The sequence below is a fragment of the Thermoflexus hugenholtzii JAD2 genome, from assembly GCF_900187885.1.
GTDB lineage: Bacteria > Chloroflexota > Anaerolineae > Thermoflexales > Thermoflexaceae > Thermoflexus > Thermoflexus hugenholtzii.
Window position 1 is genome coordinate 44,518 of the sequence record NZ_FYEK01000022.1, and the last position, 10,483, is coordinate 55,000.

Consider the following 10,483-nt stretch of genomic DNA (forward strand, 5'->3'; position numbering starts at 1 on the left):
GATTGTCAAGTAGGGGCGCAGCGCCGCTGCACCCCTATCTCCCCGCGCCGTGTCCCGGTGTCGGGGGATGTAAGGATGTAGATGTAGGGGCGAAAAAATTTTTCGCCCCTACCCCTGGGAAGGTCATTCGGCCAGGGCGGGGGATCAGGCCGCTTCGGAGTGGATGCGGTAACGGCAGGCCGGATCCCCGTGGATGATGCAGGAGACCCGCTCCGTCGGCGCCCCGAGCAGCTCCTCCATCAGGGCGGCGTCCAGGGCGCAAAGCCCCTCCTGTTCCCGGGCGACCTCCAGGTAGGGGCAGTTGCGGATCTCCAGCCAGGCCGGGCCGTTGGTCGCGGGCTCGATCCGGGCCAGGTAGCCCTTCGAGTTAAGGAAGGAAACGACGGCGGCGAGCCGGGCCGGACCGGCCAGTCCCTGGAGGGCGGCCTCCTCGCTGATGCGTCGGGCGATCTGACGGACCTCCGCCGTCGAGAGGGCGACCGGGAGGAGATGGCGGACGAGCCCTTCGTAGTTCCGTGGGAAGAGACGGTTGGCGGCCTCGGTGAGGGTGAAGACCAGGCGAGGACGCCCGCGGCCGTTGCGGTGGGTGCGGACCTCCCGGATCAGGCCCTCGGCGCGCAGGACGCGGAGGTGATGCCGGACGGTGACGGCGCGGAGGCCCAGCCGTGTGGCCAGCTCGACAGCGGTGGCTTCTCCTCGTTCCCGCAGGATCTGAAGGATACGAGACCTCGTGGCCTGCATCGGCCACCTCCGGAGTCAGGGAAGCCTGTGCCTCCCCTAAGATCTCCGCCATCGCCGTCCATCCCCGCTGGCCCCTCTATCTCCAGCATAACCGATCCCGGGAAAAATGTCAATGGAGCTGACCCAATCATGGGCTGCTGGTTGTCCACGGGGGCTGGGAAGGCGGTCATTGTCTCTCAAAAACGCTTCCCGGCTCTGAATTTATGGGTTTCCCATTGACGGAGCGATCGGGGCTGGCTACAATTCTATCTGTGTTGGTGAGGGGTTTCAGTGAAGAAGGCGCTCGATGAACTTCGCGGAGGGAGGTGGGATGCTGGCCAAACGCATCGCCGTGATCGTGGGCGGGCTGATCATCGGGATCGCCCTGGATCTGTGTGTCCTGGCCCTCTATGCGATCCCCCCTGCCAAATACGGCTGGATTTATCATCTGGGCACGGCGCTCCCGCTGGCCCTGGCAGCGATGATCGTGCTGGATGCGGTGCTGAAGACGGAGATGCTCCCATAGGCGTGGGGCTAAGGGGAAGCGCCGGGCTTTCGACCGCTGAATCCGACTTCCTGACGCGAGCCGGAGGAGAAGGGGTTGCCGGTTCGCAAGCCGGGATCCGAAAACGGATGAGGGGCGGGGAAAGATCCCCGCCCCTCATCTCCTTCAGGGCTTCGGCGTTTCCGCTCAGAGCAAACCGGCGGCCCGCAGGGCCTTGAGCGTCGTCCGCCGGCTCTTGCGCAGCTTGGCCGCCTTCTTGCGCTTGCGGATCACGCTGGGCGGCTCGTAGTAGCGCCGGCGGCGGAGCTCCGAAAGCAACTTGTCGGCCTGGATCTGCTTGTTGAACCGCTTGAGGGCCGACTCGAAGGACTCCCCCTCCTCGATGACCACGCGCGCCAACCTTCCCACCCCCTTTCGTGTTCGGATCGATCTGCCTCACGCTTCCCATTATAGGGGAAGCGGCAGGGGATTGTCAATGGGCGTCGGCGCCTACCCGTGCATCAGGGTGATCAGCAGGGCGAGGACGAAGATCCCCAGGGCGGCCAAGGCCAGAAGTCGGTGGCGCCGCCAGAGGACCTCCCATGGGCTTTCGGGGGGCGCCCAGACCGCTGCGGGTGGGGAGGGCGGGGCCGTCCCCAGCAGCTCGGCCCGGAAGGCAGCGATGCTGGGAGGACGGTCATCCGGATGCAACGCCATGGCGTTCAGGATCGCCCGCTCCACCCGGGGGGAGATGCGCGGGTTGAGGGCGCGGGGCGGGATCAGGCTGTCCGGCTTCAGGAAACGTTGCCGTGCGTCCGGCGGGGGCGTGTTGGTCAACAGATGATAGAGCGTAGCTCCCAGGGCATAGATGTCCGAGCGGATATCCGTGTGTCCGACGTCCCCCCCATACTGCTCCAGCGGCGTGTAGGCCGCGGTGCCGCGCCCCTGCAGGACCGTGATGGTGCGGTCCTCATCCGGCGCCAGGAGTTTGACCAGGCCGAAGTCCACCAGCTTGATCCGGCCGTCGGGGGTCAGCTTGATGTTCGAGGGTTTGATGTCCCGGTGGACGATGGGCGGGTTCTGCCGGTGCAGGTAATCCAGGGCCTCGCACAGCTGCTCCGCCCAGCTCAGCACCGTCCGCTCGTCGAGGAAGCGGCCGCTCTCCCGGGCCTCGTCGATGAGCTCCCGCAGGTCCCGGCCGGGGACGAAATCCATCACCAGATAGTCGCGATCCCCTTCGGAGAAATAATCGGAGACCTTGGGGAGGTTGGGATGATCCAGCCGGGCCAGGACACTGGCCTCGCGATAGAACTGGGCGCGGGCCTGCTCCCGATAAGCGGGATCCGCCTCGAAGCCGAGCAGGATCTCCTTGATGGCGCAACGGCGTCCCTCCAGCAGCGTGTCCTCGGCTTCGTAGACGGCGCCCATCCCACCTCGTCCGATGGGGCGCAGGATGCGGTAGCGGCCGTGGAGCAACGTCCCCGGCTTGAGCATGGCGGTCCTCTTCCCCCACTCCAAAGCGCGCCCCGGCTGGGCGGCGGGCAGGATCCCGATTCCGGAGCGCTTTGCTTCATTTTAACCGAGGGGAGCCCGCGCCGTCGGGGAGGGGCTGCGGAAACATAAAGGATCGGGGAGGCCCCTCGCAGGACCTCCCCGACCTCGCCGGGATGGGACGCACTCGAACTTATGAGGCGGTGGGGCGCAGGATGGCCCGCAGAGCGGATTCGGGATCCGGGTAACGGAAGGTGAAGCCGGCCTCGAGCAAACGCTTGGGGAGCACGAACTGGCCGGTAAGCAGGAAGTCGGCCCCCTCCCCGAACAGCAGGCGCAGGGCGAAGGCGGGCACCGGCAGCCAGGAGGGGCGCCCTATCACCTTCCCCAGGATCCGGCAGAGCTCGGCGTTGCTGACCGGCTGGGGGGCGGTGAGGTTGTAGGGCCCCCGGGCCTCCGGGTTCTCCATCAGGAAGCGCGCCGCCTCCACCCAGTCATCCCGGTGGATCCAGGACCACCCTTGGCGGCCGTTCCCCAGGGGGCCGCCCAGGAAGAGGCGGAAGGGAAGGAGCAGGCGGGGCAGGGCGCCCCCATCCTTCGCCAGAACGATCCCGGTGCGCAGGATCACCCGGCGGACTCCCATGGCCTCCACGGGCTGCGTGCTGGCCTCCCAGTCCACGGCCAGGCGGGCCAGGAAATCGCTCCCTGGGGGATCCTCTTCCGTTAACCGCTCCTCGCCCCGGGGCCCGTAGTAACCCACGGCGGAGGCCTGAAGGACGACCTGGGGTTTCTCCCGGGCGGCGGCGATGGCCTCCACGATGGCGCGGCCGGCGTTCAGCCGGCTCTCGCGGATGCGACGCTTGGTGGCCTCGGTCCACCGCTGGCCGATGCTCTCCCCGGCCAGGTTGATGATCGCGAAGGCCCCCTCCACCAGATGCCCCCATCCCTCCGGGGTGCGCCCGTCCCAGCGCGCCCCCTGCACGCCGGGAGGCAGGCGCGCCGGCTCTGGTCGCCGGGAGAGGACGATCACCTCATCGCCCGCCTGGCGGAGCGCCTCCGCCAGGGCCCGGCCCAGCAATCCGGTCCCTCCGGTGATCAGCACGCGCATGCGATCCTCCTCAGGCGGAAGCTACGGCTGCAGGATAAGGACGCCCTCCGCATTCCGTTCTACTTCCTCCCTGGACCAGAGCATCGGGTGATACTCCCCCTTCAGCCAGAGCGGGATGAAGTCGTCGTAGTGGGGATGATAGGGCAGCCCGGACTGGCCGGTGGTGTGGATGAAGCGGCTGTCGGACCAGTTGGCGATGGAGGCGATGAAGCGGAGGGAGGGCAGGCTGCGGACGGCGAACCCTTTCTGGACATTGAACCCGATGTTGTTTACCGCCGCGCTGGTCCCGGGGGCCGGGTAGGGGCCGCGGTTGAAGATGGCCTCGACCAGCCCAATACCGGATTGTCCCAGGGTCCCGTGGACGAAGGTGGCCGTGTGGACCTTCCCCCAGGCCCAGGCGCGGGGATCCGGGCCGAGGCGCCCGCGCAGCTCAGCCACGGCCTGCTCGAAGGCCCGCCGCACGATGTCATCCCGGGTCTCCCGCTGCGGCGTGCGGAGATCGTCCCACCACGCCAGGTCCGGCTGGGCCAGCGCCCAGCGGGCCCAGTATCGGTTGTGGCTGCCCCCGGTCAGCAGCTCCCGCACAATCTCCTCACCCAGCTCGTCCACCCACGCTTCGTGAAGGAGATGCCGGAGGAAGGCCTCGAAGATCGTGGGGGCCGGGCTCTCCGGGGTGGCTCGGAAATCCCAGGCCCGCAGGAGATCCTGGGCCTGGCGGGCGAGAGGATCGGTAAACGAGACCTGGAGAACGTAGGGCGTGATGGCCTGGGCGGCCAGAGAGAAGGTGTCGTTCTGGATGGCGGCCATGTCTTCGATGGAGAGCCGGTCCTTCGCCCGGAGCAGATCCGTGATGCGCTGGGCCCGGTCCCCGTAATCCCACACGGCGGCCAGGAAGTAGGGATAGGCCGGATCCACCACCGCGTTGTTGGCGGTGACGATGAAGCCCTCCGGCGGGTCCAGCCGCCGGGGCATCTCCTCGTAGGGGACATATCCCGTCCACTCGTATTCGCCGGTCCAGCCCGGGACGGGCAACAGGCCGTCCCCCTTCGCCCGGATGGGGATGCGGCCGGTGGCCTGGTAGCCGATGTGGCCGTCTACATCCGCATAAACGAAGTTCTGGCCGGGGACGTCCCAGTCGGCCAGGGCGGCGTGGAACTCCTCCCAGTTCCGGGCGCGGTTCAGCCGCAGGAGTGCCCGCACGATTCCAGAGGGCTCCAGGGCGGTCCAGCGGAAGGCGTAGAGGGTCTGGGTGCGGGTCAGGGCTTCCACCACGTCGTTGATCACCGGGCCGTGCCGGGTGATCCGCACCGGGAGGAGAAGAGGCTCCGCCTGTCCGGCGATGCGGATCTCCTCGGTGATCACCCGGACGGGCTCCCACTTCCCTTGAAATTCGACCTCGAAGGGGTTCTGGGGGTTCGCCCGCTCCAGATAGAGGTCCTGGACATCGGGCCCTATGTTGGTCACGCCCCAGGCGATGCGGTCGTTGTGGCCGATCACGACGCCGGGGACGCCGGGGAAGGAGGCGCCGGCGACCCGGAGGGGGCATTCGGGGGTGACGGGCTCGCAGTGCAGGGCCACCTCATACCAGATGCTGGGCATCTGGATGCTCAGGTGCGGATCGTTGGCCAGGAGAGGCTTTCCGGTGACGGTGCGGGATCCGGCCACCACCCAGTTGTTGGACCCAATGTCCGGGGCATCCCCCAGGGTCATCCGCTGGAGGGAGCGGCCGATGTCCAGCAGTGCCCGCAGGGTTTCCTCTGGAACTTCGGCCACTGGCGTCGGGACAATGATCGGGCGGTCGGCGGGGTAGGGGAGGACGAGCTCCTTCAGGCGTTCCGCCCCGATCCGGTCGACGATACGGGCGTTGAGCAGCTCGTCGTCCCAGTTGCCCCCCAGGTCCCAGGCCATCACCTTGGCCCAGGCCACGGTGTGCAGGGGCTGCCAGGGCTCGATCTCCCAGCGGCGCCCGAACAGGCGGAAGAGGGTGAACTCCAGGGGCAGACGGTCTCGGTGGTGTTCCAGGTAAGCGTTCACCCCGGCCGCGTAGGCCTCGAGGATGGCCCGTTCCTCCGGGCCGAGGCGCTCCAGGTCCTGCTGGGCGGCCCGGTTCCAGCCCAGGGTGCGGATGAAGCGATCCTGGTTCAGGGTGGTCTTCCCCAGCATCTCCGAGAGGCGCCCGGTCCCGATGTGGCGCCAGAACTCCATCTGCCAGAAGCGGTCCTGGGCGTGGACGAAGCCCTGGGCCATGAACAGGTCGTGGAGGTTGGAGGCGTAGATGTGGGGCACTCCCCAGCGATCGCGGATGACGGTGACCGGGGCCCGCAGGCCGGGGAGGCGGAGGGTCCCGCGGGTCTGGGGGAAGGGCTGGCGGGAGGCCCGGTAGAAAGCGAGGGCGCCTCCGGCGAGGAAGAGCAGGATCAGGATCCCCAGGGCGATCCCGATCCAGAGCCGCATACGGCGGCGCATGGCGGCCTCCTGTGAGAGGTTCCCTCAGGTTCGGAGCCCGCCCCGGTAGCCTGTCCATCCCCGGGGCGGCACTTTTCTATCCTACACCCGGGTGGCCTTGGGCGTCGAATGAATTCGGCCTTGAGAGGCCTTTGGCCAGCGGTCGGCCTGCGCCGACCGAGAAAGCATCTTTTGCGTCGGTGGAGGCCGACGCCTGGCGCGCCAGCGCCTTGAGCGGCCGATTTCAATCGGCGGAGGCATTTGACACCCGTTTCGCGCCATGGGTATGATGCACAGCGAGACCGGCTTCGGGTGTACCTCTTCCCGAACCCGGACGGGGGAGCGATGGGATTGGAGCGCATCCGCAACTTTTGCATCATCGCCCACGTGGATCACGGCAAGACCACCCTGGCGGACCGGCTCCTGGAGCGCACCGGCACCATCCAGACGCGGGATGGGGTGGAGCTGGTGCTGGACTCCATGGATCTGGAGCGGGAGCGGGGGGTCACCATCAAGGCCTCGGCCGTCCGGATGCGCTACACGGCGCGGGACGGGCAGACCTACATCCTGAACCTGATCGACACGCCGGGCCACGTGGACTTTTCGTATGAGGTGGGCCGGGCCATGGCCGCCTGCGAGGGGGCGGTGCTGCTGGTGGACGCCACCCAGGGCATCGAGGCCCAGACCCTGGCCAACCTCTATCTGGCCCTGGAGCATGACCTGGTGATCATCCCGGTCGTGAACAAGATCGACCTGCCGGCGGCGCGGCCCGACGAGGTGGCCCGGGAGATCGCCGAGCTCATCGGTGTCCCCGAATCGGAGGTCCTCCGGATCTCCGCCAAATTGGGGATCGGCGTGGAGGAGGTCCTGGAGGCGGTGGTGCAGCGCGTCCCTCCCCCCCGGGGGGATCCGGAGGCCCCCCTTCAGGCCCTGATCTTCGACAGCCACTACGATCCCTACAAGGGCGTCATCGCCTACGTGCGGGTGGTCAACGGGACCGTCTCCATGGGGCGGAAGATCATGGTGATGTCCACCGGGGTGACCAGCGAGCCGGTGGAGATCGGGGTCTTCACCCCGGACTTCACTCCAACGGGCCGCCTGGAGGCCGGCGAGGTGGGTTACGTGGCCACGGGCCTGAAATCTGTGCGGGAGTGTCGGGTGGGGGATACCCTGACCACGACCGATCGCCCGGCCCCCGAGCCCCTTCCCGGGTTCCGCCCCCCCAAGCCCATGGTCTTCGCCAGCTTCTATCCCTCGGAGGGGGAGGATTACGAGCTGTTGCGGGAGGCCCTGGAGAAGCTGCAGCTCAACGACGCCGCCCTGGTCTTCCAGCCGGAAACCTCCCAGGCCCTGGGCTTCGGCTTTCGCTGCGGCTTCCTGGGGATGTTCCATATGGAGATCGTCCAGGAGCGCTTAGAGCGGGAGTATGGGCTGGACATCGTGGCCACCGCCCCCAGCGTGGAGTATGAGGTGGTGTTGCGGGACGGCTCGGTGAGGACCATCACCCGCCCTTCGGATCTCCCGGACGCCTCGTGGATCGAGGAGATCCGGGAGCCGTGGATGAAGGTCACCCTCATCACCCCGGCCGATTACATCGGGCCGGTGATGGATCTCATCACCTCGCGTCGGGGCGTCTATCAGAACATGACCTATCTGGATCCGCGGCGGGTGATGATCGAGGCCGAGGTCCCCCTGGCCGAGCTGCTCATCGATTTCTACGATGCCCTCAAGAGCCGCACCCGGGGCTACGCCTCCATGGATTACACCTTCATCGGGTATCGGGCGGGGGATCTGGTGAGGCTGGACCTCCTGGTGCACGGCCAGCCGGTGGACGCCCTGGCGCTGATCGTGCACCGGGATCAGGCGTATGCCAAGGGACGCGCCCTGGTGGAGAAGCTGCGGGAGGTGATCCCCCGCCAGCTGTTCGACGTGGCCATCCAGGCGGCGGTGGGCGGGCGGGTTATCGCCCGGGCCACCATTAAGGCCATGCGCAAAGACGTGCTGGCCAAGTGCTACGGGGGCGACGTCACCCGCAAGCGGAAGCTGCTGGAGAAGCAGAAGGAAGGGAAGAAGCGCCTCAAGATGATCGGCCGCGTGGAAGTCCCCCAGGAGGCCTTCCTGGCCGTCCTCCGGCTGGGCCGGGAGGCCTGAGCTGCCCTCCTCTGTTCTCTTTTCTTCCTTACCCTCCGATGTCCTTGCGCCTCCTCCACGAGCCCGGTCTGTTCCCAATTTGTTCCCACACCTCCCGTAGATTGGGGCCCGGGATGGCGAGAGGGGGCCCTTCCGTCTGTGCCCGAGCTCCATGCGGGGTATGGTTTCCCCCCTCCGATCCCTGGATCTCGCTGCCGATATGAGGTGGGCGATGTTCTGGCATCGAAGGCGACCGAACCATACGGGTAATGGCGTGCGGGGGAGGCGATCAGGGGCCGTGCGGGCCATCGTGGCCCTGCTCGCGCTGATGATGGGCGGGTGGTGGGGGCTTCCTCTCACGGGAGCCTCTAGCGGGCCGGCGGCCGTCTGCCGGGCCGCGGCCAGCGCCGCCGCGGCCGGAACCCGCTTCCAGCGGGTCTATACCCTCCCACCCTGGAGCCCCGGGCCGTTGGCGGCGGCAACCACCGCCGACGGCGGCTTCCTCCTCGCGGGGATCGCCGGGAACCCTTACAACACCTCGGACTTCTATCTGATGAAAACAGACGCCGCCGGGAATGTGCTGTGGAACCGCACCTACAACGTCCTGCAAAAAGACGGCGGTGGTCTTCCCCCCGAAGGAGGCCGCGCCCTTGATCTGGTTCCGACCCCGGACGGCGGCTTTCTGCTGGCCGGCAGCGCGTGTTGCTACGGGGGCAAAGCAGTTGCTGAGGTGCTCAAGATCGGTGCGTCTGGCGAGGTCCTGTGGAACAAGACCTATCGCTCGTCCTCGGGAAGCATCCACATCAGCATCCGTCGCGCCGTGACCACATCTGATGGCGACTTTCTTCTGATCGGGCACAGCGGCCTGGACGCAACTTCCTACAGAATGTTCGCCGCCAAGATCGGCCCGGACGGCACGCTCCGGTGGAGCCGCACATACGACGCCCTTGGCAACGCCCTCGACCTTCTCAGGGATGTGACTCCCACGCCAGATGGCGGAGCGCTGCTGGTGGGAGAAATGTTTCAAGCCGGCGTAGCCCTGGCCTTCAAGATCGACGCCGATGGGAACGTGGATTGGGCGCGGATGTATGGTCAACAGTTTAACGGCTTCATTACATGGGAACCCCACACAGTCGTACGGCTGCCCGGCGGCGACTTCGTGCTCGCCGGGTTCGGTGACGACCTCCGAGGACTGGGAGGGAGCGGCCCGTGGGTGCTGCGCGCCGACAGCAGCGGCAACCTGCGGTGGGCCGAGTTCGTGTCCCATTTTTTCCAGGGGATACGGGACACGGTTCCGCTGAGCGACGGTGACGTGCTGCTCGTGGGCGTCGCCTGGGAAGAAGACTTCCGGGACATGGCAGCTGCGAAGATGACCCCCGACGGGGTAGTCCAGTGGGGACGCCGCTACGGAAGGACATACGATGATAGCGCTGCCGCAGCCGCAGCCGCCCCCGACGGCGGCTTCTTGCTGGTGGGCTTGTCGTCCAACGTCAGTGGGGAAGACCAATACCTCGTTCGGGCCGATGCGACTGGGAGCAGCGGGTGTCTGGAGCAGGACCTTCCCACGAGGGTCACTCCCATCGATCTCAACACTTTGTTCATCGGCACGCCCACCGTCCAGGCGACGGATGTAGCTCTGGTGGTGGATGCGTTGTCCCCTTCCGTGGGGACGCTGGCTACCCAGAGCGCCATCCTCTGCAGCGACGCCATGGCCTGGCGGCTGTATTTGCCGCTGGTGCTCCGATAGGTGAGCTACTTCCTGGGCGACGATCTGCACAGGCACAAGAGCGGGCTTGCGGTGTATCGGGAGCTTTCCCTGGGAGAGGTGTGACCAGGGGTGGAGGTGCGCCTCAAGGCCAGCTAGAAGATCTGCCGCCCCCGGGGCGGATCTTTCCCGGGTGCGGGTGAGGCTTGCCGGCGCGAAGGCGCTTTCCCTTGTGGAGGACGGCCGGCGGGCGATCGAAACCGGCCTGGGAGAGGTCTTCCTTTCGGCGCCCAAAGCCTAGCAGGAGGGGGGTGAGCGAAAGGGAGTGCGGGTGCGCTACCGGCTTTTGGGGGTGACACCTAAACACCGCCGGCGGCGCGCAGCCAAGCAAAGGCGGCGG

Annotated in this window: 8 protein-coding genes; 3 read left to right on the top strand and 5 right to left on the bottom strand. The window is 67.2% G+C overall.

Features of this window, described 5'->3' with window-relative positions; translation table 11 throughout:
- Nucleotides 1–144: 144 nt before the first annotated feature.
- Nucleotides 145–741, bottom strand: coding sequence for a helix-turn-helix transcriptional regulator (locus tag CFB18_RS05325; protein ID WP_088570768.1), 597 nt, complete (start codon nt 739–741; stop codon nt 145–147).
- Nucleotides 742–1,027: 286 nt separating this feature from the next.
- Between CFB18_RS05325 and CFB18_RS05330 the strand changes: the two genes are divergently transcribed.
- Complete coding sequence (locus CFB18_RS05330) at nt 1,028–1,246, top strand: hypothetical protein (protein WP_143597526.1); 219 nt, start codon at nt 1,028–1,030, stop codon at nt 1,244–1,246.
- Between the two features lie 165 nt (nt 1,247–1,411).
- On the opposite strand, the gene rpsU is transcribed toward CFB18_RS05330, so the two are convergent.
- The 4 genes from rpsU to CFB18_RS05350 form a co-directional block, all read right to left on the bottom strand.
- Complete coding sequence (rpsU, locus tag CFB18_RS05335; protein ID WP_234977017.1) at nt 1,412–1,615, bottom strand: 30S ribosomal protein S21; 204 nt, start codon at nt 1,613–1,615, stop codon at nt 1,412–1,414.
- Between the two features lie 99 nt (nt 1,616–1,714).
- Nucleotides 1,715–2,698, bottom strand: a complete 984-nt coding sequence (locus CFB18_RS05340; RefSeq protein WP_088570771.1) for a serine/threonine-protein kinase — start codon at nt 2,696–2,698, stop codon at nt 1,715–1,717.
- Nucleotides 2,699–2,888: 190 nt separating this feature from the next.
- Nucleotides 2,889–3,803, bottom strand: a complete 915-nt coding sequence (locus CFB18_RS05345) for a TIGR01777 family oxidoreductase (RefSeq protein ID WP_088570772.1) — start codon at nt 3,801–3,803, stop codon at nt 2,889–2,891.
- Between the two features lie 21 nt (nt 3,804–3,824).
- The gene (locus CFB18_RS05350) at nt 3,825–6,269 is read right to left on the bottom strand and encodes a penicillin acylase family protein (RefSeq protein ID WP_088570773.1); all 2,445 of its coding nucleotides are present in this window, start codon (nt 6,267–6,269) and stop codon (nt 3,825–3,827) included.
- Between the two features lie 324 nt (nt 6,270–6,593).
- Here CFB18_RS05350 and lepA point away from each other — a divergent pair, with 324 nt between their 5' ends.
- Nucleotides 6,594–8,399, top strand: a complete 1,806-nt coding sequence (gene lepA / locus CFB18_RS05355; RefSeq protein WP_088570774.1) for a translation elongation factor 4 — start codon at nt 6,594–6,596, stop codon at nt 8,397–8,399.
- A gap of 253 nt (nt 8,400–8,652) precedes the next feature.
- Nucleotides 8,653–10,125 carry a hypothetical protein gene (locus tag CFB18_RS05360; protein WP_143597527.1) on the top strand — a complete coding sequence of 491 codons (1,473 nt, stop codon included), beginning with the start codon at nt 8,653–8,655 and terminating at the stop codon, nt 10,123–10,125.
- Nucleotides 10,126–10,483 lie beyond the last annotated feature (358 nt).